Origin of the sequence: Ruminococcus sp. 1001136sp1 (genome assembly GCF_039841815.1) — a bacterium.
GTDB lineage: Bacteria > Bacillota > Clostridia > Lachnospirales > Lachnospiraceae > Blautia_A > Blautia_A faecis.
The window spans coordinates 26,200-51,086 of the sequence record NZ_JBDPGY010000018.1 but is presented as its reverse complement, the minus strand read 5'-3'; the positions used below and the strand labels follow the sequence as shown (position 1 = coordinate 51,086).

Sequence of the window (24,887 nt, the reverse complement as noted above, 5' to 3'; positions counted from 1 at the left end):
AAACATATGTATTGAAAATGCAGATAAAAGGAGAAAACAGTGAGAATCTGTCTGGTTTTGGAAGGATGTTATCCGTATGTATTTGGCGGTGTTTCCACATGGATGCACCAGTATATCAATCAGATGCAGGAGCATGAATTTGTGCTCTGGGTTATTGGGGCAAATGCAGAAAAAAGAGGGAAATTTGTCTATGAACTTCCAGAGAATGTTGTGGCGGTTCATGAGGTTTTTCTGGATGATGCGCTCCAGGTGAAAGAAAAGGGGAAAATGTCCCATATTTTTTCCGAAAAAGAACTAGAAAGTCTGAGCGAGCTGATGCAGATGAGGAGACCGGACTGGGAGACGTTGTTTTCCCTGTATCATGATAAACATTTAAACCCTATGGCTTTTTTGAAAAGTGAGACTTTCCTGGAGCTTCTTATAAAAATCTGTAAGGAACAGTATCCGTATATTGCTTTTGCAGATGCCTTTCACACCATGCGTTCCATGCTCCTTCCTGTTCTGTATCTTATGGGAAGTGAAGTGCCAGAGGCGGATGTGTATCATGCCATATGTACCGGGTACGGCGGACTTCTGGCCTGTCTGGGCGGTTATGTGCACAAAAAGGATGTTCTTCTTACAGAACATGGAATTTATACACGGGAAAGAGAGGAGGAGATCATCCGTGCCAAGTGGGTGGTTCCATCCTTTAAGAAACAGTGGATTGCTTTCTTTTATATGCTGTCAGATATGATCTATCAGAGGGCATTTCGTGTGACCTGTCTTTTTACAAATGCAATGCGCACTCAGATTCAGATGGGTTGTGCACCTGGGAAGTGCCGGGTTATTGAAAATGGGATCGACTATGACAGGTTGTCTGGAATCCCCCTGAAAGAAGAGGATGGCTGGGTGGATATTGGAGCAGTAGTAAGGCTTGCTCCTATCAAAGATATCAAGACCATGATCTACGCTTTTTTTGAACTGTCTGCACATGTAAAAAATGTACGCCTTCACATTATGGGAGGAGTCGATGATGAAGAATATGCACAGGAGTGTTACGAGCTGGTGAAACAGCTGAAGCTGGAAAACATTATATTTACAGGGCGTGTGGACATTGTAAAATATATGGAGAAACTGGATTTTACCATCCTTACCAGCATTTCAGAAGGACAACCCCTGTCTGTGCTGGAATCCTTTGCTGCAAGACGTCCCTGTGTTACCACAGATGTCGGCTGCTGTCGGGAACTTCTGGAAGGAAAGGAAGAGGATGTATATGGAAAGGCAGGCTATTATGTGGCACCTATGTATCGTGACGGACTGGCTCTTGCCATGGAGAAAATGTGTGAATCCAGAAGAAGGCGGCTTCGTATGGGAAAAAATGGACAGGAACGGGTAAAGGCTTATTACAGACAGGAACGCATGATCCGTCTGTACAGGGAGCTTTATGAGGAGGTGATACAAAAGAATGGCCGGAATCGGATTTGAACTAAAAAAACTGTTTAACAGCCGGGGACTGTTTGCTTCCTTCAGAGCTTACGGATATGCGGGAGTCGTATGTACCGGTCCAATGCTTCTTGGAATTGTATTGCTTCTTGGTGTTATGTATCTTTGTGATAAAACAGGAGGCAGCAGACACAGCCGGGAACTTCTGGTGTGTATGATCACGTATACCCTTTTGTTTTCCCTGACAGTTACCAGTTTTTTGTCTATGGTAGTTACCAGGTTTATTGCGGATATGCTGTACGAAGAAAAATATGATATGGTATTGCCTTCTTTCTGGGGCTCTACAGGGATCATGCTGGTGGCCGGCGGGATTCTGTATGGAATTTTTCTTATCTTTTCCGGAGCAGGACTTATGGACAGCTTGCTGTGTCTGTGGCTTTTTGGAGAGCTGACCGTCACCTGGAATGCAATGAGTTATCTCACTGCAATCAAAGATTACAGAGGAATCATGCTGTCATTTACAGCTGCTATTGTGATCACATTTATATCCGGCTGGGTATTGCTGATGCTGGGGATTCCCCATGTGGAAGCTCTTCTGATTGCAGTGGCTGTGGGATACGGAGTGATGCTTTTGTGGGATGTGATCCTTTTGTATCAGTATTTTCCCCAAGGGGAAAAGGGTGCCTTCCTTTTCCTAAGATGGGTGGATCAGTTTCTGCCTCTGGCATTTACCGGGCTTTTTATCAATATTGGACTGTTTGCCCATTTGGTGATCATGTGGGTCGGACCGCTTCAGGTACAGGTGCAGGGACTGTTTGTTGGTGCACCCTACCATGATGTGCCAGCTCTTGTGGCATTTCTTACAATTTTGGTAACAACAGTAAACTTTGTGGTTTCTGTGGAGGTGAATTTTTATCCGAAATATAAAAACTACTACAGTTTATTTAATGATAAAGGTGCTGTAGGAGATATTACCCAGGCTGGTGAGGAAATGTTAAAGGTATTGAATGTGGAATTAAAATACACGGCCTTGAAGCAGCTCCTTGCTACAGCACTTGCTATTTCTCTTGGCGGACTGCTCCTGGAGTATGTGCCGCTTGGATTTAACGATCTTATGGAAGGGTATTTCAGAACCCTCTGCGTGGGATATGGCATTTATGCAGTGGCAAATACCATACTTCTGCTGCTTTTATATTTTACAGATTACAAAGGAGCGCTGGCGGCCTCCGGATGTTTTGCAGGAGGAACTGTGCTGTTTACAGTAATATCCCTGTTTTTCCCAAGAGTATATTATGGTTTCGGGTTTCTCACAGGCAGCGCAGTGTTTTTTCTGATTGCAGCCTTTCGTCTGGACTATTACACAAAGAGGCTGCCCTATTATATTTTGAGTGTACAGCCTGTGGTGGCCAGGGAAAAAAGAGGAACGTTTTCCAGACTTGGTTTTTTCCTCAGCAAAAAACTGGAAAGGAGTCAGAACAGTGAAAAAATATAAAAAACTTGCATGTATTCTTGCCGGAAGTATGACCATGACTTTATTCGCAGGCTGTATAGGAAATGGGGATGTAGTGCCGGAAGAAAAAAATGAGAGCACAGATACAGAAGAACCGACAGCATCCGAAACGTCACAGGAGATAAAAAAAGCAGATTCCCGGGATATTGACCAGATTCATTTAAGAGATAAGGACAGTCTTTATGAAAACGATGACGATACCAGCGTGGTTACCATGTACCTCACTGTTTCAAAGGGGAATTCTTCAGAAAATACAGATCATACCTGGGAAGAAATCAATAGTTATTCTGTCTATGATTATGAAGAGATGGGAGTAGACAGATATCAGGCGGCTGCACTTTTACAGATAGGGGATGAGAATGGTCCGGCAGAGGGAATGGTAGGATACGGGGAGAATGTTCCCAATGCCACGGTACAGATCCGTGGGCAGACTTCAAGCAAGAACGCCCAGAAAAACTATAAGATTGAGTTGAAGAAAAATAAAGGGACCTGGCGCGGACAGAGAACCATTAATTTGAACAAGCATATGACAGAAGGAATGCGGTTTCGGAACAAGCTCGCCTATGACCTGCTGAAGGGCATTCCCCAGCTGATCAGTCTGAGAACACAGTTCGTCCATCTGTATGTAAAAGATACCACAGATGGTTCTGCTGACGCTGAATTTGAGGACTATGGCTTGTATACCCAGGTAGAGCAGCTGAATAAGACTGGATTGAAGAATCATGGACTGGATTCCAATGGACAGCTTTATAAAATTAATTCTTTTGAATTTTACAGATATGAAGATGTGATAAAACTCCAGGATGATCCATCCTACGACAGTGCTGCTTTTGAAAAATTGCTGGAGATAAAGGGAAGTACCGATCATAGGAAACTGATTCAGATGCTTGAAGCAGTAAATGACTACAGTATACCAATTGATACGGTTCTGGAAGAATACTTTAATGAGGAAAATATTACATATTGGATGGGATTTCAGATTTTGATGGGAAATGTGGATACCCAGAGCCGAAACGTGTATTTATATAGTCCATTAAATTCAGATACCTGGTATTTTATTCCCTGGGATAATGATGGCAGTCTGATGAGACCTGAATATAAGATAACCGGTTTTAGTGATCAGAAAAGCTGGGAATCCGGCGTTAGTAACTATTGGGGAAATGTGCTGTTCCAGAGATGTCTGAAATCAGAGCGTTTCCGGGAAAAGCTGGATGAGGCCATTCTGGATCTGAAAGAATATCTCAGTGAAGAGAGACTGGGCACTATGATTGAAAAATACAAGACTGTGGTGAAGCCGTATCTTTATGAGATGCCGGATGTGTTTTATGCACCTCTTACCAGTGAACAATATGATGAGCTTGCTGCATCACTTCCGGAAGAAATAGAAAAAAATTATCAGCTCTATGTAGAAAGTCTTAGTAAGCCTATGCCGTTTTATATTGGTGTTCCTGTTGCAGAGGGAAATAAAATGAAAATAAACTGGGATAATTCCTATTCCTTTGACGCGGAGGATATTACTTATTCTGTAGAGATAGCAAAGGATTATCTTTTTCAGGATGTGATCTATACACAGGATGGTCTTCTGATCCCGGAAACGGAGCTGGAGCTTCCGGAAGCAGGACAGTATTTTATCCGTGTGCGTGCAACCAATGAAAAGGGAAAAACACAGGATGCTTTTGACTATTATGTTACAGATGAAGGAAAGCAGTATGGCATGAGGTGCATCTATGTAACGGAAGATGGTCAGATCGAGGAAGATATTTATGAGGAATAAAAGCAGGGAAGCATTTCGAAATGAATGGAAGTATCTGATCAGTACCAGTGAAAAAGAAATGCTTATGCTCAGGCTGAAGCCATTTCTACAGCCGGATCCCCATGCCGGGGAAGGGGGATATTGTATCCGCAGTCTGTATTTTGACGATTACTGGAATAGTGCATATGCGGAAAAGGAAGCCGGTGTACTGATGCGAAAAAAATACAGGATCCGGATTTATAACAATAATGACAAATTTATCAAACTGGAGCGGAAAAAGAAGTTTGGAAGTTATATTTACAAAGAGAGTGCACCGCTTACAAGAGAAGAGGTGGAGAAAATCCTGAAGGGGGACTATGCGTTCCTTTTGTACAGTCCCCACTCTCTATGCCGGGAATTTTACATAGAATGTGCCTGCAATATGATGCGGCCAAGGACCATTGTGGATTACGAACGGATTCCCTGGATCCTGGATGCCGGAACGGTAAGGATCACCTTTGATTCAGATGTGAGAGCGGCTATTGGCAGTTATGATATTTTTGATCCTGGATTGCCTGCTTTGTCTGTGCTGGAACCTGGAAAACTGATTCTGGAAGTGAAGTTTACAGAAATGCTTCCCCAGCTTTTACGCGATGTTCTGCCACCGCCAGCAGCGGAATTTACAGCAGTTTCCAAATATGTACTCTGTTATGAGAAAACCAGGTATATGAATGGATTCGAGTACTGGTATGAGACATAAAAAGAAAACGTATAACTGTGAACTATGTTCACAAAAAATATCTCGCAAAATACTGCCTTCTGAATAATTACAAAAAAGCACAAAGAGATAAGTGGAGGAATTTTTTATGAGTGTAAAGGACATGATCAAAAAATCAGTTCTGGAATCCGGAGCGTTTACCAATTATGATGTTCCGGGGATTCTCACAGCTCTTGCGGCGGCTCTGCTGTTAGGGGCGCTGATCTATCTGGTATACCGGAAGTTTTACGCAGGAGTTGTTTTTTCAAGAACATTTGCTGTTACTCTGGTTGGAATGACAGTGCTTACCTGTATGGTAACCTTGGCTATCAGTACCAATGTGGTAATTTCACTTGGTATGGTAGGAGCGTTGTCCATTGTCCGTTTTCGTACAGCAATTAAGGATCCTATGGATCTTTTGTATTTGTTTTGGGCAATCACCACAGGAATTACGGCTGGAGCGGGAATGTATGTCCTGGCGCTTCTGGCGGCTGCGATTATGATCCTGATGATCGTATTGTTTTATCACAAACAGCAAAGAGGAAAAATCTATATTGCAGTGATCCACTATACAGGAGACCAGGCAGGGGATGAGGTAATCCGCTGCTTTGGAAAAAGAAAGTATTTTGTCAAATCCAAGACCATGCGCAAAGAAAAAACAGAGATGGCAGTGGAATTGTACTGCCGACAAAATGACATGGATTTTATGGAAAAAATCCGCAGCATTGAAGATGTAGAAGATGTCACTCTGATTCAGTATAATGGAGAATATCACGGATGAAAAAGATTCTGGCAGCAATGTTGCTGATTCTGATAGTCATTCTGGCAGCTGGCGCAGGTTATCAATGGTGGTCTTCCGGAAATGGAAACAAAAAGCAGTTTCAGAAATCCCAGGAGATTTTTGGAAATCCGCTTATGGGATATGCACCAAGTGCCTGGTATGAGAATGTGTCAGAGGATATTTCGCTTTTGTATATGGACATTACCTGGGCAGAATTAGAGCCGGAAGAAGGGGTGTATGCCTGGGATTCCATAGAAGAGGAAAACCAGATAAACAGGTGGAAAAAAGAAGGAAAGCATCTGATCCTTCGTTTTGTCTGTGACATTCCAGGTGATGAGAAACATATGGATATCCCCCGGTGGCTGTATGAGAAGACGGGGGAAGACGGAACCTGGTATGACGGTGAATATGGAAAAGGATATTCACCGGATTACAACAATAAGGTTTTTATAGAAGAGCATGAGAAGGCAATCAAAGCCCTTGGAGAGCATTTTGGAAAAGACGGGCTGATCAGTTATATTGAGCTTGGAAGTCTTGGACATTGGGGAGAGTGGCATGTAAATTACAGCGAGGGGATTACGAGAATCCCTGAGGAAGCTGTAAGAAACCAGTATATTATGCCCTGGCTGGAAGCTTTTCCCGGCGTAAACAGGCTTATGAGAAGACCTTTTCATATTGCAGAAGCTTATGGAATGGGGCTTTATAATGATATGACCGGGCATAAAGAGTCCACAGAGGAATGGCTGACCTGGATTCAGGAAGGTGGAGATTATGGACAGGCAGAGGAGAAAGATGCGCTTGGCAGTATGCCAGACTTCTGGAAGACAGCTCCATCGGGCGGTGAATTTACCAGCTCTGTTTCCATGGAGCAGATGCTGGTGACAGATCTGGATCAGACTGTAGAACTGGTCCGGAGGTCTCACACTACATTTTTAGGTCCGAAATATGCAGACAGTCAGTATAAAGATGGCTATGACAAAGTGCTTTTGAATATGGGGTACCGCCTGTGGATCTCAGAAGCTGCCTGGAAAAGGGAGGGGCAGGAAGATTGCCTGTGCCTGACCTGGAATAATGACGGCGTTGCTCCGTTTTACAAAAACTGGCCGGTATATCTGTATCTGGAGGATCCTTCCGGAAATACAGTGGAGAAGACGGAAATCAATATGCTTCTTTCTTCTGTTTTACCGGATACACAGCTTATTACCCGGACTGTATTTGAAACCAGGGATATTCCGGCACTTTTGAAGGAGGGATATGCGCTGTCTGTGGGAATTGAAGATCCCATGACAGAAAAGCCTGGCGTAAGGCTGGCAATGGACTGCGCTTACCAGAATGGCAGAAATATACTATGGCAGAAGGAAAAATAGAGTGGCTTTCGGTCCCTTTACTTTCGGAAGAAACGGTAATGAAAAGTTGGAAGAGGTAGAGAAATGTCAGAAAAAATAGTGAAATACGAGTATGAATATGGCCTATGTAAACGGATGCACTATCGTGGATTATGGTGCGTGCGTTATGAAGGTGTTCCAGGGCATTTTGAGAAAGCGGGTATGGCCTGCGCCTGTGCAGTGGATGGCTGTGATAAGGACTGTGCAGTTATGGAAAGTGCGGATGCCGTTATTGATCCGGAGTGGGAGTGGCATATGCTGGACAATCCGCCTGGAAGATAGAAAAAAATTACGGCAGAGACAGGAAGAACTGCATATTATACCATAAGGCATGAAAACCGGAGTTGATAGTATGAGTCTGGCGGAATCCTTAAATTGGGAGCAAGAAGAGCAGTACACATCCGTTTTTCCACGGTCTGTTACCAGCCGGAAAAATCAGGAAAATTTAAAATTGTCAGAGAAAAAGGAACTATTAAAGAAAATCGCAGATATTCTTGCAGAGGAAAAATGGATTACCTCAGCTGAATTGTTGGTTTTGAAGGAAAAAATAGAAAAATACGGTGGCACTTTATGACCAGGGCAGTGATCTACTGCCGGTGCAGTACAGAAGAGGAGTGCCAGAAGGATGCGCTTATAAGACAGGCGGCGGAGGCAAGAGAATGCGTCCGCCGCCTGAACTGGTCCTTAGAGGATGAATATATAGAAAGCAGGTCCGGCACCAGCACCCGGGGACGGGAACAGTACCAGCGGCTTTTTTCTGACCTTCTTAGAGATAAATTTGAGATTGTGGTGATAAAATCCCAGGACAGACTGATGCGAAACACAAAGGACTGGTATGTTTTTGTGGATCGTCTCGTGACTTGTGGCAAACGGCTGTATCTCTATCTGGAAAACCGTTTTTACAGTGCCGATGACAGTCTGATCACTGGAATCAAGGCAATTCTGGCAGAGGAATACAGCCGGGAATTAAGCCGTAAGATCAATAACGCCCACCGGAACCGGCAAAAGACTGGAAGTGCCCTGATGCTTACTTCCAATACCTATGGATATCGGAAGCTGCCAGATAAAAGCCTGGCGATCATAGAGGAAGAGGCGCAGGTGAAAAGAAAAATGTATGAGCTTTGTGCAGGAGGTCTTGGCAGCAGATGTATCGCCCGGATCCTGCGGGAGGATGGTGTGCAGAAACGAAATGGAAGCTTTTTTACCGATTCTGATATTCGCCGCATGATCCGAAATCCTGTCAATAAAGGCACTGTGGTCATGAACCGGAAGCATTATGATTTTGATACCAGGCAGGTGATAAAAAATCCACAGGAACAGTTTTATATTTATGAAAACCGGATTCCGGCAATTGTGTCAAAAGAACTGTGGAAGGCTGCCAATGAAGAAATCGACAAAAGAAAGAAACCTGTCGGAAATCAGGAGAGAACGGCCAGGTGCTTTGGAGTAAATCCGGGAAAGCATGTGTTTAGCGGAAAATTGGTCTGTGGTTTGTGCGGGGCCCCTTTTTACCGGACAACAAGAAAGAGAAAAAACCATAAAATCCATGAATGGAAATGCAAAATTTATCTGGAACAGGGGAGAAAAAAGGAGGAAAAGACAGGTGGGTGTGCCAATGTCCATCTGGAAGAGGAAAAGTTGTTTCTTCTTCTGGAAAGGTTCGGAGGAAAAGAAATCCTGCCAGATCAGGAAAGAAAGATTACGGATATTTTCAGGCAGCTTTTGAAGGAAAGTCTGGAAGAAAACCAAAAGAAGAATTTGGAAAAGTACGAACAGCTGGAAAAAAAGATTAAATACCAGCAACAGCTTTTGCTGGACAAATATCTGGAAGGCCTGGTGGAAGAATCTCTTTACCAGATCAAGGAAAGGGAACTGCAAAATAAATTAAAGAACAACACCGGCAGCAGAACGTGCAGGCAGAAGAACAGGGATTTTCTGGCAGAGGAACAGGAAGAAGTGGAAAAAAGGCTTCGAAAGACAGAGCAGTTTTTAAAAGAACATCATGTGGTTCTAAAGGCCCACGTATTATGTGAGTTAAAAATGGTGGATAAAATTCTGATTTATCCGGATCATCTGAAAGTGGTAAAGAAACAGGGAAAATGCATTATTGCGACAGAGACCTTTGATATGCTATACTGAAAAAATCGTAACTGCCCGTAATGTCTGCAGTTACAGACATTACTTAGAGCCTGTTTGAAAAATCATTCTCGCAATCTGCACGCCTTGCTGTGCGGTATATTTTGTCCGAAAAGGCAGAAAGGAACAGTATTATGAATATCAGAAAATCTACACTTCAGGATCTGCCACAGATACTGAACTTATATAAAATTGCCCGGGAATTTATGAAAAACAACGGTAATCCAAACCAGTGGGAGGACCGCTACCCGGAAGCTTCCACGGTAGAAAATGATATAAAAACAGGAATTTCCCATGTATGCGTGGAAAATGGGGAAATTGTTGGAACATTTGTATTTTATACAGGAGAAGATCCTACTTACCGTGTGATCGAAAATGGTGAATGGCACAGTGACAGGGAGCCCTACGGCGTGATTCACAGAGTTGCTTCCAATGGGGTGACAAAGGGTGTGACCAGGGCTGCATTTTCTTATGGGTTGGAGAGAAGCGGATATGTGCGCATTGATACCCATGAGGACAACAAGCCCATGCAGGGCGCTTTGAAGAAATTTGGTTTCAGGGAATGCGGTGTGATCCATCTGGAAAGAGGAGCGGAGAGGATAGCCTTTGACTGTCGGAAAGAGTGGTTTTGAAAAATAAAATTAAATTTTTTTTTTGAAGAAATACGGGACTGCACTTCGTTATAGAAAATTGGAAAGAGAAGAGGACAGCATTTTGGGGAAACTGTCAGAATGCGTACTCACTGGAATGTCTGACTTCCATATATGATCAGGTAGCCAAGCCCCTGTCTTGCACCGATGAATTCGCCTATGATCACCCCTACCAGGCAAAGACCGATATTTACTTTCATATTTGCAAGAATAAGGGGCACGGAGGAGGGCAAAACAATTTTTAAAAGTTCTTCTTTTTTACCGCCTCCAAGTGTGCGGATCAGCTTCAGCTTTTCCTGGCTGATCTCCCCGAAGCCTGTATACAGGTTCAGAATCGATCCAAAAATTGCCACAGACATACCTGCAACAATGATGGTCCGCTGACGGGCACCCAGCCATACAATGAGAAGGGGGGCCAGGGCAGACTTGGGAAGGCTGTTCAGCACTACCAGATAAGGCTCCAGTACTTTTGCAAGTCTGGGGCATCCCCACAGCAGAATGGAAATGCCAAGACCCAGGACTACTACGAAGAGGAAACTAAGAAGAGTTTCTTTCAGGGTGGCGCCAATGTGGATGAACAGCGAGTGGTTTTGGGCCATCTCCATAAAGGTTTTGAAGATCATGGAGGGGCTGCTGAAGATGAAAGAGTCGATCCAGCCAGCCCTTGCCAGGATTTCCCATTGTGCCAGAAAAATAAGAAAGACCAGAAGCCTTGCGCTTACAACAAGGCGACGGTCCCTTTTCTGACGGGCAAGATATGCTTTTTGAGTGGGGGAAGGTTCATGCATTCTGATTCAACTCCTTCCAGATCAGATTAAAGTAGGATTTGAAAGCCGGGGCATTTCTCGAAGAAAGGGGCGTGCGGTCTTTCATATCCAGATCAATGGGAACAATCTTTATTACAGTGGCAGGACGCTTTGAAAGAATCAGTACCCGGTCTGCCATGCTGATGGCTTCGGAAATATCGTGAGTGACAAGAATAGCCGGCTTTCGTTGTTTTTTTAGGATTTTTCCAATGTCATCACTTACATTCAGCCGTGTCTGGTAATCAAGTGCGGAGAATGGTTCGTCGAGAAGCAGAAGATCCGGTTTTAATACAAGAGTGCGGATCAGTGCCGCTCGCTGCCGCATGCCGCCGGAGAGCTGGCTTGGACGACTGTTACGGAATTTGTCCAGCTCATAAAGCTTTAACAGTTCATCTACATAGGAAAGATTGTCTTTTGTGAGTTCGCCTTGTATTTCCAGTCCAAGGAGAACATTGCGGTAGATGCTGCGCCATTCCAGAAGGTGGTCTTTTTGAAGCATATAGCCAATACGGGCGCTGTCCTTGTTCAGTGGCTTTCCATTCATAAGAATGGTTCCGCTTTCCGCATGTAAAAGCCCGCAGATCAGATTCAGCAAAGTGGACTTTCCACAACCGGAAGGCCCTACGACAGCCAGAAACTCTTCTGGCATAAGATGAAAAGATATATGAGAAAGGGCAGCCGTTTCCCCGGATAAGCTATGGTAAGAAAGGCACACATCCTTTACTTCCAGAAGCGGATTCATAATCAAACCTCCATTTTCGTATAATTTATGATATGCTTTTGGGGTGGGGTGTGTTATAATGAAGTGATTTATCTATGTGCAGAGTGTAGCGAAGCGGAGTTCGCGGTTCCTGTACCGACAATTTTTTAGAAAGAAAATAATATTATGAGTAAAAAGCAAACGGTTTTCAACCTGTTATTTCTGGTGATCGTTTTCGGTCTTACCGTGTACCTGGTTTTTCGCGGCAAGGACATCGGGGATATTATCCGTACTGCCAGGGAAGCTGATGGAAGATATCTGCTTCTGAGTCTTGTGTGCGTGGTATTTTTTATTCTTGGTGAATCGGTTATCATTTTTTATATGATGAAAACACTTGGAGCCAGTGTGAAAATGACTCATTGTGCACTGTATTCCTTTGTTGGATTTTTTTTCAGCTGTATTACTCCGTCTGCATCAGGCGGACAGCCCATGCAGATCTTTTACATGAAAAAAGATAAACTGCCTATTCCGGTAACCACTCTGGTTTTGATGATCGTTACCATCACCTACAAGGCAGTTCTTGTAGTGATCGGTGTTCTGATCTGTTTTCTGGGCGGTGATTTCCTGAGAGGCTATCTTGGGGACTATATGTGGGTGTTTTATCTAGGCGTGGGTCTGAACGTGTTCTGTGTTACCTTTATGATGATATTGGTGTTTGCCCCAGGCCTTGCGAAATGGATCATGGTAAAAGGTCTGAAGATCATTGAGCATGTCCGGATTCTGAAGCCAAAAAAAGCAAGGCTTGAGAAGCTGGAGGCTTCCATGGACCAGTATCACGCAACGGCAGCCTTCTGGGCCAGCCATAAGCGGATCATACTGAATGTATTTATCATTACATTTGTGCAGAGGTGTATTCTGTTTACGGTCACTTACTGGGTGTACCGCGCTTTGGGACTCCATGAGTATGGAATCCTGACCGTTACTATTTTACAGGCGGTGATTTCCGTATCTGTGGATATGCTTCCTCTTCCGGGAGGCATGGGAATCAGCGAGACTTTATATATGGTGATGTTTGTGCCCGTATTTGGACCGCTTTTGCTGCCATCTATGCTGCTCAGCCGTGGGATTTCCTATTACGGACAGATGCTGATCAGTGCACTTATGACCTGTGTGGCACATCTTACCATTGGAAGAAAAAACGAAGAGATACAAAGGATGTAATTAACTGCAATGAAGGAAGAACGTTTGAAAAAGGAGAAACAGGATATGCTTGGATTTTATGATTATACGGTGGTGCTTACATACATCAGTCTCGCTGTTTCCGTATTTGGAATGACAAGAGCACTGGAGGGAGACTTCAAAGTTGCAATTTTGTGTCTGGCACTGTCCGGACTTTGTGATATGTTTGACGGGAAAATCGCCCGTACAAAGAAGAACCGTACAGAGGATGAGAAGAAATTTGGAATTCAGATCGATTCCCTGTGTGATGTGGTATGTTTTGGTGTGTTTCCGGCAATGATCTGTTATTGTCTGGGAATGAACCATATCCCAGGAGTGATCATTCTCTGCCTGTATTGTGTAGCTTCTGTAATCCGTCTGGGTTACTTTAACGTAATGGAAGAGAAGAGACAGAACGAGACCTCCGAGCTTCGTCACTATTACCAAGGTCTGCCAATCACTTCGATGGCGATCATCCTTCCGTTCCTTTATCTGCTGAGAAGAGGATGCGGGAAAAATTTCCTTCTGGTGATCCATGTGGCAGTGGTAGTAGTCGGAGTGCTGTTTATCAGTGATTTTAAGGTGAAAAAACCTCAGAATCCAATGGTGATCCTTCTGGTTGCCCTTGTGGCACTGGCGCTTTCCATGATGTTTCATCTGTTATAAAACGGATATTCACCATATATGAAAGTCAGCTGTCTGGCGCCTGTTGCGCTCCTGCAGCTGCCGGCTGCATTCGTAATCCGGGCTGTCGCCAGACGATATCCATGAATTCGCTTATGCAGGCATGGCTCTTTTGTGGATGCCATCGGGAACTTTTATAGCAAATGCAGGGGAGGTATTATGAAATATATAGACAGAAAAGGCAACATCACAATAGAGGAGAACAGACAGGATAAATTTTTGCGCCATCTGTATAATGACTGGGGCGGACGTCTTTGCCTGAAGATCATAATACAGCCTTTTGTTACCAGACTGGGCGGCTGGTTTTTGAATACCAGGCTTTCTGCGAGGATGATTCCTGGATTTGTGGAGCGCAATCACATTGATCTTTCCAGCTGCACCAGACAGGAGTTTGCTTCCTATAACGACTTTTTTACCCGCAGGCTTAAAGAGGGGCAGCGGCCTGTAGCAGCGGATGACAGCGTACTGGTCAGTCCTTGTGACGGAAAGGTTACCGTGAGCCGTATTGGCAGTGATTCCAGATTTTATATAAAAGATACTCTGTATACTCTGGAACGCCTGCTGAAGAATAAAAAGCTGGCAAAGCGGTATCTTGGCGGTTATGCAGTGATCCTCAGGCTGACAGTCGATGATTATCACCATTACTGCTATGTGGCAGATGGAGAGAAATCTCCGGATGTAAAGATCCCCGGTGTTTTTCATACGGTAAATCCTGCTGCTAATGACGTATGCCAGATTTATCATGAGAATACCAGAGAGTATTGCCTGTTAAAAACAGAGCAGTTTGGAACCATTGCTATGATGGAAGTCGGAGCTATGATGGTGGGGAAAATTACCAATCTGAAACCTGGTGCCTGTGAAGTGAAAAAGGGTGAAGAAAAAGGTTATTTTGAATTCGGAGGTTCTACCATTGTCCTGCTTCTTCAGCATGGAAAGGTAAGGCTGGATTCTGATTTGATAGAGAATTCTGAAAATGGATATGAAACGATTGTAAGAATGGGTGAGAGAATTGGCAAATGTAAATTACCAAAAAGAGCTTGAAAAATTAATCGAACAGCATGAGAAAGAAGGAAAGGTTCCCAGACTTTTTCTTCATGCATGCTGTGCGCCCTGCAGCAGTTATGTCCTGGAATATCTTTCCAGGTTTTTTTCTGTTACAGTATTTTTTTATAATCCCAATATTTCTCCCAAGGAGGAATATGAGAAGCGGGTGGCAGAAATCCGCAGGCTGATCAGCGAGATGGAGTTTCTTCATCCAGTCGATCTGGTGGAAGGCGCGTATAGACCAGAGGATTTTTATGTCATGGCAAAAGGGCTGGAGGATGTACCGGAGGGAGGAGAACGGTGTTTCAAATGTTATCGGCTTCGAATGGAGGCAGCAGCAAAGCTGGCTCAGGAGGGCGGATATGATTATTTTACCACAACACTTTCCATCAGTCCTTTAAAAAATGCAGGAAAGATCAATGAGATAGGCCAGGAACTTGCACAAATCTATAAAGTGGAGCATCTTCCGTCTGATTTCAAGAAAAAGAACGGATATAAGCGGTCTATAGAACTTTCCCATGAATATGGGCTGTATCGGCAGAATTATTGCGGGTGTGTGTTTTCTAAGCGGGAGAGCATGGAGCGGGAAAAGCAGAAACAACAGAGCTGCATGGACTGTCAGTGAAACCATCCGATATTTTGCAAACAATAGTGCAGAGTCATGCACTTGCATGAATTTTGTGCATTGCAAAACGGTTTGATGCAGTAATGTATAGCGAAAATCATAATGAAAGACTCTTTGCAATTAGCAGAAAGTGTGATAAACTAGCACTTGATTGTAGTAAAGTTAGAAAGAATTTGTAAGGTTCCTATAATACTTCAAAGTGTATTTCTGTAAAATTCTTAAGCATCTTGCTTTTGGAATAAAAATATTGAAAAATTCGTGGAACTTTGCAGGAAATGAGGGAAAATATTATGGCACAGCTTTGGGGCGGACGCTTCACTAAGGAAACCGATAAACTGGTTTATAATTTTAATGCATCCATTTCATTTGACCAGAAATTTTATGAACAGGACATCCGTGGCAGTAAGGCACATGTAAAGATGCTTGCAAAACAGGGGATTCTGACAGAGAAAGAGAGAGATCAGATATTAGAAGGACTGGAGGGAATCCTGGCAGATGTGAAAGCAGGCAGACTTGCAATCACATCAGAATATGAGGATATCCACAGTTTTGTAGAGGCAAACCTGATCGACCGTATTGGTGATCCGGGTAAGAAGCTTCACACGGGAAGAAGCCGTAATGACCAGGTTGCACTGGACATGAAGCTTTATGTGCGTGATGAGATCGATGAGATTGACCAGGAAGTAAAATCACTGCTTGAGGCTCTTCAGAAGATTATGGAAGAGAATGTGCATACGTATATGCCCGGCTTTACCCATCTCCAGAAAGCCCAGCCAGTTACGCTGGCGCATCATGTGGGAGCATATTTTGAAATGTTCCGCCGTGACAGAGGACGTCTGTTTGATATCCGCAAGAGAATGAACACCTGTCCTCTAGGCGCGGGAGCTCTTGCAGGAACTACCTATCCGCTGGACAGAGAATACACCGCACAGCTTCTGGACTTTGATGAGCCAACCAGAAACAGCATGGACTCTGTATCTGACAGAGATTATGTGATTGAACTGTTGTCCGCACTTTCTACGGTTATGATGCATCTCAGCCGTTTTTCCGAGGAGATTATTCTCTGGAATTCCAATGAGTACCGTTTTGTGGAAATCGATGATGCATACAGTACCGGAAGCAGTATTATGCCTCAGAAGAAGAACCCGGATATTGCTGAGCTGGTAAGAGGAAAAACAGGACGTGTTTATGGAGCACTGACATCAATTCTTACTACCATGAAGGGAATTCCGCTGGCATACAATAAGGATATGCAGGAGGATAAGGAACTTACATTTGATGCTATTGATACTGTGAAAGGTTGTCTGGCTCTTTTTACCGGCATGATATCCACCATGCAGTTTAACAAGGCGAACATGGAAGCAAGCGCAAAGAATGGCTTTACCAATGCTACTGATGCGGCAGATTACCTGGTAAATCATGGCGTGCCTTTCCGTGATGCGCATGGAATCGTTGGGCAGTTGGTTCTAAAATGTATTGACAAGGGAATTTCCCTGGATGAACTGTCCCTTGAAGAGTATAAAGAAATCAGTCCTGTGTTTGAACAGGATATTTATGAGGCTATCAGCATGAAGACCTGTGTGGAGAAACGTATGACTCTTGGAGCTCCCGGCCCGGATGTGATGGAGCAGGTAATTGCAGGAAATAAAAAGTATCTGGAAGCGAACTGAAAAGAGGACACATCCTGCAGAAAGCCTTTTTCAAACATGCTCTGGGCAGTTCGGTGGAAAGTAACGAAAGAATCTTGTTTTACAGGATTTTTTTGGTAAATCAGATAAATTTATTGCTTTAATATGATAAAATTTAAGAAAGTACTTGCATTTTCTCAGAACATGGTATAGTATGTCATAGAAATACACATGTACGCAGAGGAAAGAATGAGGAGAGAATATTATGAGTGAAAAGCTTAGAGTTGGTATTTTAGGTGCTACCGGAATGGTGGGTCAGAGATTTATTTCCCTGTTAGAGAATCATCCATGGTTTGAAGTTGTAACTGTTGCAGCAAGCCCGAGAAGTGCTGGAAAGACTTACGAGGACGCTGTAGGAGGCAGATGGAAAATGGATACTCCAATGCCGGAAGCAGTGAAAAAGCTTGTTGTTATGAATGTAAATGAGGTAGAGAAGGTTGCGTCAACTGTTGACTTTGTATTCTCTGCTGTAGATATGTCCAAGGACGAGATTAAAGCCATCGAGGAAGCATATGCCAAGACTGAGACACCAGTTGTTTCCAACAACAGCGCTCACAGATGGACACCTGATGTGCCGATGGTAATTCCGGAAATCAATCCAGAGCATTTCGAAGTTATCAAACATCAGAAAGAGCGTCTGGGAACAAAGAGAGGTTTCATCGCTGTTAAGCCAAACTGTTCTATTCAGAGCTATGCACCTGCACTTACTGCATGGAAAGAATTTGAGCCATATGAAGTAGTTGCTACTACATATCAGGCAATTTCCGGAGCTGGAAAAACATTTAAGGACTGGCCGGAAATGGAGCATAACATCATTCCATATATTGGTGGCGAGGAAGAAAAGAGCGAGAAAGAGCCACTTCGTATCTGGGGTAAAGTTGAGGACGGCGTGATTGTTCCGGCGAAAGAGCCTGTTATCACATGTCAGTGCGTTCGTGTGCCGATCCTGAATGGACACACTGCAGCTGCATTTGTAAAATTCAGAAAGAAACCTACGAAAGAGCAGCTTGTAAAAGCACTTGTAGAGTTCAAGGGAGTTCCTCAGGAACTGAATCTTCCAAGCGCACCGAAGCAGTTCATTCAGTATCTTGAGGAGGATAATCGTCCACAGGTTACAGAGGATGTGAACTTCGAGAACGGAATGGGCGTATCAATCGGAAGACTTCGCGAGGATACTGTTTACGATTGGAAGTTCATTGGACTTTCCCACAACACTGTAAGAGGTGCTGCAGGCGGTGCTGTTCTTTGTGCAGAGACATTGAAGGCGCAGGGATATATCCAGGCGAAATAAATTGAAGAGTGAATAAATGCAGGGAGAATGCTGCCGGATGTGGTGGCATTCTCCCTTTTTGGGGATAGTCGGCAATCTGCACGCCCCACTTTGTGGTAGATTTCACTCGAATTCGTCTGCCGTAGCCCATTACGGCGCATTCATCCAGGCGAAATCTCCCGCAAATTGTGACGTACATCTTGCACCTTTTTCAAGAATAGTAACAGATAAACAACTAAAATAAAAAACTGACCGTTTACGATAGGGGAGATTCATGTTAAAATAGATAGCACGTTAGAGCCTGTTTGAAAAATCATTCCCGCAATATGCACGCCCCACTTTGCGGGAGATTTCACCCGAATTCGGTTGCCGTAGCCCGCTACGGCGCCCTCATCCGGGCGAAATCTCCCACAAAATGTGACGCACATCTTACAGAAAGCCTTTTTCAAACACGCTCTAGAAATGACAGGAGGTGAGTCCATGAGTGACAGAGAGCGAATCCGCCTTACCCAGTATTCTCATACATCTGGCTGAGCGGCGAAAGTAGGTCCGGGGACCCTTGCCCAGGTTCTGGGTAAGCTGCCGAAGTTTTATGATTCGAATTTACTGGTCGGAACGGAATCTTCCGACGATGCTGCTGTATATCGTATATCTGATGATCTGGCCATGATCCAGACCGTGGATTTTTTTACACCGATCGTGGACGACCCTTATACTTTCGGACAGATTGCAGCGGCAAATGCGTTAAGTGATGTGTATGCTATGGGTGGAGAGCCTAAGCTGGCATTGAATATTGCGGCCTTTCCTAATTGTCTTGATCCGGAGATTCTGGGCGAGATTCTGCGAGGAGGTGCAGACAAGGTAATGGAGGCTGGTGCTTCTCTTGCGGGAGGACACACGATTCAGGACGATGAGCCGAAATATGGCTTGTGCGTTACCGGATTTGTAAACCCTGCCTCAATGTGGAAAAATATTGGAGCAGAGACCGGAGATGTTCTGATTCTTACCAAGCCTCTTGGAACCGGAATTCTTTCTACCGCAGTGAAAGGAGAGATGGCATCTGGGGAAGAGACTGCCTATGCAGCTTCTGTGATGGCGACTTTGAATAGGTATGCCAGAGATAAAGTGGCAGATCTGCAGATTCATGCCTGCACGGATGTAACAGGTTTTGGTCTTGCCGGACATGCCCTGGAAATGGCGAAGGGAAGTGGGAAGACCCTTTGTATTTCTCTTGGTTCCCTGCCGATTATGAAAGGAGCACTTGACTATGCTTCTATGGGATTTATTCCTGCAGGTGCATACCGCAATCGGGAATTTGCAGGGGGAGAGTGCGAGTTTTCATGGAAGAATCACAGTGGGGAAAGCAGTGAGAATTTCTGGCTGGAAAAGACCAGGTGTGAAGCTGTGGAAAATGAAACAGGCAGAAGTGAAACCATCATAAATGAAGCAGAGCTTGCTGCCCGTGAGGATATAGTATTTGACCCGCAGACTTCCGGAGGGCTTCTCCTGAGTATAGATTCTCAGGATGCGGACAGGGCAATTAGTCGACTGTCTTCTCTGTCGCTTCCCTGTGCTGTGATTGGACGGGTAATTAATTTACAAAAGAAACATCTCGTTTTTGTGAAATAGTTCCTAATTGATAAAAAATTATCAACTTCTATTGTGAAAAATACATCAAAGTGTTATAATTGTAAAAAACAATACGGAGGTGTTTTTTATGAACTATGAAGATGTGCAAAAACTTTCAAACGCAGCCAAAAACAAAATCGGGCTGCTGAACGGCAATTTCCTGAAGTACTTTCTTCGGGCTGTAATGGCTGGTTTCTTTATTGATGTGGCAGTTATTTACAGCAATGTTATAGGAAGTGTATTTTCAGGATCAGATCCTGCCTGGGGCAAGTTTCTTGGAGCTGTAGTGTTCTCCATTGCTGTTCTTCTGATCAGCCTGGTTGGCGGCGAGCTGTTTACCGGTAATAACATGGTAATGGCATTCGGCGCCTTCGACAAGAGTGTATCCTGGGGGGCTGCAGGCAAGGTATGGCTGGTAAGCTACCTTGGCAATTTCGTTGGATGTGCAATTATGGCACTTCTTTTTGTAGGAGCAGGTGCATCCGGCTCAGCAGATTATTTCGCAGGCTTTATTAACAACAAGCTGACGATCCCTATGGGACAGATGTTCATGCGTGCAATTTTGTGTAACTTCTTCGTATGTCTTGGTGTACTCTGCGGAATTAAGCTGAAAAGTGAAACCGGTAAATTCCTTATGATCGTAATGTGTATCTCTGCATTCGTTTTCAGCGGATTTGAGCACTGCATTGCAAACATGGGAATTTTTGTAGTAAGCCTTGGTCTGGTAGATGGCCTTTCCGTTGGTCTCATGCTGAAGAGTATGCTGATCGTAACCATTGGAAATATGGTGGGAGGTGCTCTTTTACTGGCATGGCCATTAAGAAAGATGAGCGCAGATAAATAATATGTCAAAAGCTTTATACATAGCAGAGAAGCCCAGCGTGGCTCAGGAATTTGCGAAAGCTTTAAAATCTGGCGGACAAAGACGGGATGGCTATATCGAGTCTGATACCTGCGTGGTGACCTGGTGTGTGGGACATCTGGTCACCATGAGCTATCCTGAGAAATATGATATGAAATACAAAAGGTGGAGTTTAGATACCCTGCCTTTTTTGCCGCATGATTTTAAATACGAAGTGATACCTGGCGTGGAAAAACAGTTCCAGATCGTGAAAGGGCTTTTAAACAGACCTGATATTGATACCATTTATGTGTGTACCGACTCTGGGCGTGAAGGTGAATATATTTACCGCCTGGTAGCACAGATGGCGGGAGTGAAGGACAGGACGCAGAAGCGTGTGTGGATCGACTCCCAGACTGAAGAAGAGATTCTTCGGGGAATCCGTGAGGCAAAGGACATCTCAGAATATGATAACCTTGCCGCAGCCGCCTATCTTCGGGCAAAAGAAGATTATCTGATGGGAATTAATTTCTCACGTGTACTGACTTTGCGTTATGGAAACAGCGTAACCAATTATCTTGGAGGCAAATACCAGGCAATTTCCGTTGGACGGGTTATGACCTGTGTCCTTGGGATGGTAGTTCGCCGCGAGCGGGAAATCCGCGCATTTGTGAAAACACCTTTTTACAGAGTTGTGAGCAGCATTGCTCTTGAAGGAGAAAGCTTTGAAGGAGAGTGGAGAGCTGTAGAAGGCAGCCGCTATTTCCAGTCCCCTGTTTTATATAAAGAAAATGGTTTTAAGAAAAAAGAAGATGCCCAGAAGCTGATCTGTGAATTAAGTACACAGCAGCCTCTTATATGTACGGTGGAGAAGATTGAGCGAAAGAAGGAAAATAAGAATCCGCCTCTTCTGTTTAATCTGGCAGAGCTTCAGAATGTCTGTTCCAAACTGTTCAAGATCAGTCCGGATGAGACTCTTTCCATTGTGCAGGATCTTTATGAAAAGAAACTGGTCACATATCCCAGAACAGATGCCAGAGTTTTATCGACAGCTGTGGCAAAGGAGATTTATAAGAATATTTCCGGGCTTCGGAATTATCCTCAGGCCGGGGAAGCTGCGCAAGGTGCGTTAGAGCTTGGCGCATACAAAAATATCGCGAAGACACGTTACACCAATGACAAACAGATTACAGACCATTATGCTATTATTCCTACTGGCCAGGGACTTGGCGCACTAAAGGGACTTTCTCTGACAGCACAGCGGGTGTATGAGACGATTGTGAGACGATTTTTAAGCATTTTTTATCCACCGGCTGTTTATCAGAAGGTAAGCCTTGTGACGAAAATGGAGAATGAATCTTTCTTTTCTTCTTTTAAAGTTTTGCTTAGTGAAGGGTATCTGAAGATTGCTGCAAATTCTTTTGCAAAAAAGAGTATGGCAGAAGCTTCCGGAAAAACTCCCGAAAGTGAAGGAGAAGGTGAGGTTTCCTGCGACGAAGCTTTGTTAGCTGCATTGCAGAAACTGAAAAAGGGTGATATACTAAACATAAATGGTCTTGGTATCAAGGAAGGAGAGACATCTCCACCGAAACGATACAATTCCGGTTCTATGATCCTGGCAATGGAGAATGCAGGCCAGCTGATCGAGGATGAGGATCTTCGTTCACAGATCAAGGGAAGCGGAATTGGTACCAGCGCCACCAGAGCAGAGATTTTGAAGAAGCTGTTTAATATCAGATATCTGTCTCTGAATAAGAAAACCCAGGTAATCACACCTACCCTTCAGGGGGAAATGATTTATGATGTGGTAAACTGTTCTATCCGTCAGCTTCTGAACCCGGAACTGACTGCCAGCTGGGAGAAGGGACTTACCTATGTAGCAGAGGGATCTATTACAGAGCAGGAATATATGGATAAGCTGGAGCACTTTGTAAGGATTCGTACCAAACAGGTGGAGGACAGTCATTTTCAGTATGCGCTGAGGCAGTTTTTTGATGCAGCTGCGCAGTTTTATAAGAAGCCGGAGCGTGAAACTGCTGTGAAAAAAGGCATAACACGCTCTGATACAGATTTGGGAATAAAGGAAATCATTCATTAAATTAGATTTATATGAGGAGGATGTATTATGTTAAAAGATTTTACCATCGCAAACATGCTGGATATGACCCAGACCATCGCAGGAGAGCTTTTCCAGGGGAAAACCTATCCGTGGGAAGTTCTTCCGGAGATTGGTGATTTCATTGTGAAATTGGGAAAAACATTGGATCCAGAGGAATATGACTATCTGGAGGGGGGTATCTGGATTGCGAAATCTGCCAAGGTTGCACCTACCGCCTGCATTAACGGACCAGCCATCATCGGCAAGAATACAGAAGTGCGCCACTGTGCATTTATCCGCGGCAAAGCTCTTGTAGGAGAGGGCTGTGTAGTGGGAAACTCCACAGAGCTTAAGAATGTAGTCCTTTTTAACAATGTGCAGGTTCCCCATTACAATTATGTAGGAGACGCTGTACTGGGTTACAAATCCCATATGGGTGCAGGTTCCATCTGCTCCAATGTAAAGTCAGACAAGAAACTGGTTGTTGTAAAAGACGGCGAGGAGAAGATTGAGACAGGACTTAAGAAGTTTGGTGCCATGCTGGCAGATCATGTAGAAGTTGGCTGTGGTTCGGTTCTGAATCCGGGAACTGTGATTGGAAGAAACACTAACATTTATCCGCTTTCTCCAGTACGTGGATGCGTTCCGGCAAACAGCATTTATAAGAATAAAGACGAGATTGTAACAAAGAATTAAACTAGAGCGTGTTTGAAAAAGGCTTTCTGCAAGATGTGCGTCACAATTTGTGGGAGATTTCGCCCGGATGAGGGCGCCGTAGCGGGCTACGGCAACCGAATTCGGGTGAAATCTCCCGCAAAGTGGGGCGTGCAGATTGCGGGAATGATTTTTCAAACAGGCTCTAGTATAATAAAATGGCTTGGCAGAAAATGAATTCTGTCAAGCCGTTTTTTCTGGACATGTCCATAAATGATTTTTATATCATAGCTGTTCTAAATTCCAAACCACATCTTGCGGATTACGGTCAGTATAGCAATATGTACCGGATAAAAAGCATAGAAGAGGTATTTTACCCATTTCCTCTGAATAAATCCCCGTTTTTCATTGTACATATTCAAAGGAATAAAAGCAAAGCAAGCCTTCCATTCATAGATCAGCCAGCAGCTTCCAATAACTGCCTGTGCAGGTTTGTGCTGATGCAGCCAGTACATGATCAGGAGAAATACAAAGCCTTTATATCCGTAATCTGCTTTGAGAAAATAGGAGACTGCAAGAAGCAACAACATGCAGACAAGCTGCATGGAAGCATTTTTTTCAAAGTGTTCGACCAGGCAGAATGCAAGATATCCCAGAAATAAGGTGAAAAAAACGTTCTGCTTATCTGGATACAGCAGAGTGCCATTTTGTGCAAAATTCCATGGAATTTCTGAAATACAGGCGAAAATCAGAAGATTTCTTCCATATTTAAAGCGGTTATGGGTGTGAAGAAATCCTTCCACAAGCAGGAAACAGAAAATAGGGAAAGCTGCACGCCCCACGTCACGCATTACCCGGTATAGGGAATAAGTGGTGCTGCCTATTTGAAACCAGGGCGCAATGGCTGGCGGGTAGTGACGCAGAAGGAAAGAAGCGGTATGGTCGATCAGCATAATCGCCATAGCCAGTATCTTCAGGGCACTTCCGCTTAGGATTCTCAGTTTTTCGGGCATAAAAGAAGTTGAAGTTTGCAATGACATATCTATGTAAGTCCTCCTGTTCTGAATATAGAGTATTGCTGGATACTTTTGGCTATGAAAGTTCCGGGCGGCAGCTGTGATCGGAATGTTCTTATGTAGTTTATCATGAAAATAAAATTTCTACAAGACAAGTTCAATAAATGGTACCGACAATTTTTTCGTAAATTTTGCAAAATATGACTAGACGAATGAAGGATTTTGTGAGAAAATAACACTA

Annotated in this window: 24 protein-coding genes and 3 pseudogenes; 21 read left to right on the top strand and 6 right to left on the bottom strand. The window is 44.0% G+C overall.

Annotation, left to right across the window (positions count from 1 at the left end):
• Nucleotides 1-39: 39 nt before the first annotated feature.
• The 10 genes from pelF (at nt 40) to ABHC48_RS15610 (ending at nt 10,355) form a co-directional block, all read left to right on the top strand.
• Nucleotides 40-1,464 carry a GT4 family glycosyltransferase PelF gene (gene pelF, locus ABHC48_RS15655; protein ID WP_195700153.1) on the top strand — a complete coding sequence of 475 codons (1,425 nt, stop codon included), beginning with the start codon at nt 40-42 and terminating at the stop codon, nt 1,462-1,464.
• Nucleotides 1,445-2,914 carry an exopolysaccharide Pel transporter PelG gene (pelG, locus tag ABHC48_RS15650; protein WP_187565589.1) on the top strand — a complete coding sequence of 490 codons (1,470 nt, stop codon included), beginning with the start codon at nt 1,445-1,447 and terminating at the stop codon, nt 2,912-2,914. The genes pelF and pelG overlap by 20 nt, the downstream gene beginning before the upstream one ends.
• On the top strand, nt 2,901-4,706 hold the full coding sequence (locus ABHC48_RS15645) for a CotH kinase family protein (protein WP_272067051.1): 1,806 nt from the start codon (nt 2,901-2,903) through the stop codon (nt 4,704-4,706). The genes pelG and ABHC48_RS15645 overlap by 14 nt, the downstream gene beginning before the upstream one ends.
• Nucleotides 4,696-5,424, top strand: a complete 729-nt coding sequence (locus ABHC48_RS15640; protein ID WP_177969031.1) for a polyphosphate polymerase domain-containing protein — start codon at nt 4,696-4,698, stop codon at nt 5,422-5,424. Before ABHC48_RS15645 ends, ABHC48_RS15640 begins: the two co-directional genes overlap by 11 nt.
• A 106-nt stretch (nt 5,425-5,530) precedes the next feature.
• Nucleotides 5,531-6,202: a DUF4956 domain-containing protein gene (locus ABHC48_RS15635; protein WP_118581390.1), complete on the top strand. Its 672-nt coding sequence runs from the start codon at nt 5,531-5,533 to the stop codon at nt 6,200-6,202.
• The gene (locus tag ABHC48_RS15630) at nt 6,199-7,569 is read left to right on the top strand and encodes a DUF4832 domain-containing protein (protein ID WP_187565588.1); all 1,371 of its coding nucleotides are present in this window, start codon (nt 6,199-6,201) and stop codon (nt 7,567-7,569) included. Before ABHC48_RS15635 ends, ABHC48_RS15630 begins: the two co-directional genes overlap by 4 nt.
• A 63-nt stretch (nt 7,570-7,632) precedes the next feature.
• Complete coding sequence (locus ABHC48_RS15625; protein WP_173735146.1) at nt 7,633-7,869, top strand: hypothetical protein; 237 nt, start codon at nt 7,633-7,635, stop codon at nt 7,867-7,869.
• 169 nt (nt 7,870-8,038) lie between these two features.
• Nucleotides 8,039-8,161 carry a hypothetical protein gene (locus tag ABHC48_RS15620; RefSeq protein WP_255610631.1) on the top strand — a complete coding sequence of 41 codons (123 nt, stop codon included), beginning with the start codon at nt 8,039-8,041 and terminating at the stop codon, nt 8,159-8,161.
• Nucleotides 8,158-9,726 (top strand): recombinase family protein, encoded by a 1,569-nt coding sequence (locus tag ABHC48_RS15615; protein WP_187565587.1) that lies wholly within the window; start codon nt 8,158-8,160, stop codon nt 9,724-9,726. The genes ABHC48_RS15620 and ABHC48_RS15615 overlap by 4 nt, the downstream gene beginning before the upstream one ends.
• Nucleotides 9,727-9,857: 131 nt before the next feature.
• Entirely contained in the window at nt 9,858-10,355 is a 498-nt protein-coding gene (locus ABHC48_RS15610) for a GNAT family protein (RefSeq protein WP_187565586.1), read from the top strand.
• A 107-nt stretch (nt 10,356-10,462) separates the two neighbouring features.
• Here ABHC48_RS15610 and ABHC48_RS15605 read toward each other — a convergent pair whose 3' ends face one another.
• Together ABHC48_RS15605 and ABHC48_RS15600 are read right to left on the bottom strand one after the other, a co-directional pair.
• Entirely contained in the window at nt 10,463-11,161 is a 699-nt protein-coding gene (locus ABHC48_RS15605) for an ABC transporter permease (protein ID WP_173771055.1), read from the bottom strand.
• Complete coding sequence (locus ABHC48_RS15600) at nt 11,154-11,921, bottom strand: ABC transporter ATP-binding protein (protein WP_118581408.1); 768 nt, start codon at nt 11,919-11,921, stop codon at nt 11,154-11,156. The genes ABHC48_RS15605 and ABHC48_RS15600 overlap by 8 nt, the downstream gene beginning before the upstream one ends.
• A 144-nt stretch (nt 11,922-12,065) precedes the next feature.
• Here ABHC48_RS15600 and ABHC48_RS15595 point away from each other — a divergent pair, with 144 nt between their 5' ends.
• From ABHC48_RS15595 to asd, 6 genes are all read left to right on the top strand, one after another.
• A complete protein-coding gene (locus ABHC48_RS15595) occupies nt 12,066-13,100 on the top strand; it encodes a lysylphosphatidylglycerol synthase transmembrane domain-containing protein (RefSeq protein WP_179988298.1) in 1,035 nt (344 codons plus the stop codon).
• A gap of 24 nt (nt 13,101-13,124) precedes the next feature.
• The gene (locus tag ABHC48_RS15590) at nt 13,125-13,763 is read left to right on the top strand and encodes a CDP-alcohol phosphatidyltransferase family protein (RefSeq protein ID WP_330386377.1); all 639 of its coding nucleotides are present in this window, start codon (nt 13,125-13,127) and stop codon (nt 13,761-13,763) included.
• Between the two features lie 177 nt (nt 13,764-13,940).
• A complete protein-coding gene (locus ABHC48_RS15585) occupies nt 13,941-14,822 on the top strand; it encodes a phosphatidylserine decarboxylase (protein ID WP_118581411.1) in 882 nt (293 codons plus the stop codon).
• Complete coding sequence (locus ABHC48_RS15580) at nt 14,791-15,450, top strand: epoxyqueuosine reductase QueH (RefSeq protein ID WP_195700152.1); 660 nt, start codon at nt 14,791-14,793, stop codon at nt 15,448-15,450. Before ABHC48_RS15585 ends, ABHC48_RS15580 begins: the two co-directional genes overlap by 32 nt.
• Nucleotides 15,451-15,740: 290 nt before the next feature.
• Entirely contained in the window at nt 15,741-17,120 is a 1,380-nt protein-coding gene (gene argH / locus ABHC48_RS15575) for an argininosuccinate lyase (protein WP_195409004.1), read from the top strand.
• Nucleotides 17,121-17,343: 223 nt separating this feature from the next.
• Nucleotides 17,344-18,429 (top strand): aspartate-semialdehyde dehydrogenase, encoded by a 1,086-nt coding sequence (asd, locus tag ABHC48_RS15570; protein ID WP_118581417.1) that lies wholly within the window; start codon nt 17,344-17,346, stop codon nt 18,427-18,429.
• On the opposite strand, the gene ABHC48_RS15565 is transcribed toward asd, so the two are convergent.
• Together ABHC48_RS15565 and ABHC48_RS15560 are read right to left on the bottom strand one after the other, a co-directional pair.
• A complete protein-coding gene (locus ABHC48_RS15565) occupies nt 18,332-18,607 on the bottom strand; it encodes a DUF6783 domain-containing protein (RefSeq protein WP_334285715.1) in 276 nt (91 codons plus the stop codon). The two genes, asd and ABHC48_RS15565, sit on opposite strands and share 98 nt — an antisense overlap.
• A gap of 73 nt (nt 18,608-18,680) precedes the next feature.
• A pseudogene (locus ABHC48_RS15560) lies at nt 18,681-18,797 on the bottom strand (DUF6783 domain-containing protein); the annotation flags it as partial.
• Between ABHC48_RS15560 and ABHC48_RS15555 the strand changes: the two are divergent.
• From ABHC48_RS15555 to ABHC48_RS15540, 4 genes and pseudogenes are all read left to right on the top strand, one after another.
• A pseudogene (locus tag ABHC48_RS15555) lies at nt 18,774-18,884 on the top strand (DUF6783 domain-containing protein); the annotation flags it as partial. The pseudogenes ABHC48_RS15560 and ABHC48_RS15555 overlap by 24 nt on opposite strands.
• Before the next feature lie 4 nt (nt 18,885-18,888).
• The gene (gene selD, locus ABHC48_RS15550; RefSeq protein WP_243284577.1) at nt 18,889-20,037 is read left to right on the top strand and encodes a selenide, water dikinase SelD; all 1,149 of its coding nucleotides are present in this window, start codon (nt 18,889-18,891) and stop codon (nt 20,035-20,037) included.
• An 88-nt stretch (nt 20,038-20,125) separates the two neighbouring features.
• Complete coding sequence (locus tag ABHC48_RS15545) at nt 20,126-20,881, top strand: formate/nitrite transporter family protein (protein ID WP_195700151.1); 756 nt, start codon at nt 20,126-20,128, stop codon at nt 20,879-20,881.
• 1 nt (nt 20,882) lies between these two features.
• Nucleotides 20,883-22,976, top strand: a complete 2,094-nt coding sequence (locus ABHC48_RS15540; protein WP_195700150.1) for a DNA topoisomerase — start codon at nt 20,883-20,885, stop codon at nt 22,974-22,976.
• 465 nt (nt 22,977-23,441) lie between these two features.
• On the opposite strand, the pseudogene ABHC48_RS15535 reads toward ABHC48_RS15540, so the two are convergent.
• Nucleotides 23,442-23,768: pseudogene (locus tag ABHC48_RS15535) on the bottom strand (DUF6783 domain-containing protein); the annotation flags it as partial.
• Between ABHC48_RS15535 and ABHC48_RS15530 the strand changes: the two are divergent.
• Entirely contained in the window at nt 23,706-23,867 is a 162-nt protein-coding gene (locus ABHC48_RS15530) for a DUF6783 domain-containing protein (protein ID WP_306797080.1), read from the top strand. The pseudogene ABHC48_RS15535 and the gene ABHC48_RS15530 overlap by 63 nt on opposite strands.
• 59 nt (nt 23,868-23,926) lie before the next feature.
• On the opposite strand, the gene ABHC48_RS15525 is transcribed toward ABHC48_RS15530, so the two are convergent.
• The gene (locus ABHC48_RS15525) at nt 23,927-24,670 is read right to left on the bottom strand and encodes a TraX family protein (RefSeq protein WP_195700148.1); all 744 of its coding nucleotides are present in this window, start codon (nt 24,668-24,670) and stop codon (nt 23,927-23,929) included.
• Nucleotides 24,671-24,887: the final 217 nt, after the last annotated feature.

What these genes read in the sequence shown, in the direction of transcription:
- pelG (WP_187565589.1), top strand. Translation starts at nt 1,445, where the DNA reads ATGGCCGGAATCGGATTTGAACTAAAAAAACTGTTTAACAGCCGGGGA.
- ABHC48_RS15640 (WP_177969031.1), top strand. Translation starts at nt 4,696, where the DNA reads ATGAGGAATAAAAGCAGGGAAGCATTTCGAAATGAATGGAAGTATCTG.
- ABHC48_RS15635 (WP_118581390.1), top strand. Translation starts at nt 5,531, where the DNA reads ATGAGTGTAAAGGACATGATCAAAAAATCAGTTCTGGAATCCGGAGCG.
- ABHC48_RS15630 (WP_187565588.1), top strand. Translation starts at nt 6,199, where the DNA reads ATGAAAAAGATTCTGGCAGCAATGTTGCTGATTCTGATAGTCATTCTG.
- ABHC48_RS15625 (WP_173735146.1), top strand. Translation starts at nt 7,633, where the DNA reads ATGTCAGAAAAAATAGTGAAATACGAGTATGAATATGGCCTATGTAAA.
- ABHC48_RS15615 (WP_187565587.1), top strand. Translation starts at nt 8,158, where the DNA reads ATGACCAGGGCAGTGATCTACTGCCGGTGCAGTACAGAAGAGGAGTGC.
- ABHC48_RS15610 (WP_187565586.1), top strand. Translation starts at nt 9,858, where the DNA reads ATGAATATCAGAAAATCTACACTTCAGGATCTGCCACAGATACTGAAC.
- ABHC48_RS15605 (WP_173771055.1), bottom strand. Translation starts at nt 11,161, where the DNA reads ATGCATGAACCTTCCCCCACTCAAAAAGCATATCTTGCCCGTCAGAAA.
- ABHC48_RS15600 (WP_118581408.1), bottom strand. Translation starts at nt 11,921, where the DNA reads ATGAATCCGCTTCTGGAAGTAAAGGATGTGTGCCTTTCTTACCATAGC.
- ABHC48_RS15595 (WP_179988298.1), top strand. Translation starts at nt 12,066, where the DNA reads ATGAGTAAAAAGCAAACGGTTTTCAACCTGTTATTTCTGGTGATCGTT.
- ABHC48_RS15585 (WP_118581411.1), top strand. Translation starts at nt 13,941, where the DNA reads ATGAAATATATAGACAGAAAAGGCAACATCACAATAGAGGAGAACAGA.
- argH (WP_195409004.1), top strand. Translation starts at nt 15,741, where the DNA reads ATGGCACAGCTTTGGGGCGGACGCTTCACTAAGGAAACCGATAAACTG.
- asd (WP_118581417.1), top strand. Translation starts at nt 17,344, where the DNA reads ATGAGTGAAAAGCTTAGAGTTGGTATTTTAGGTGCTACCGGAATGGTG.
- ABHC48_RS15565 (WP_334285715.1), bottom strand. Translation starts at nt 18,607, where the DNA reads ATGTACGTCACAATTTGCGGGAGATTTCGCCTGGATGAATGCGCCGTA.
- ABHC48_RS15545 (WP_195700151.1), top strand. Translation starts at nt 20,126, where the DNA reads ATGAACTATGAAGATGTGCAAAAACTTTCAAACGCAGCCAAAAACAAA.
- ABHC48_RS15540 (WP_195700150.1), top strand. Translation starts at nt 20,883, where the DNA reads ATGTCAAAAGCTTTATACATAGCAGAGAAGCCCAGCGTGGCTCAGGAA.
- ABHC48_RS15530 (WP_306797080.1), top strand. Translation starts at nt 23,706, where the DNA reads ATGTGCGTCACAATTTGTGGGAGATTTCGCCCGGATGAGGGCGCCGTA.
- ABHC48_RS15525 (WP_195700148.1), bottom strand. Translation starts at nt 24,670, where the DNA reads ATGTCATTGCAAACTTCAACTTCTTTTATGCCCGAAAAACTGAGAATC.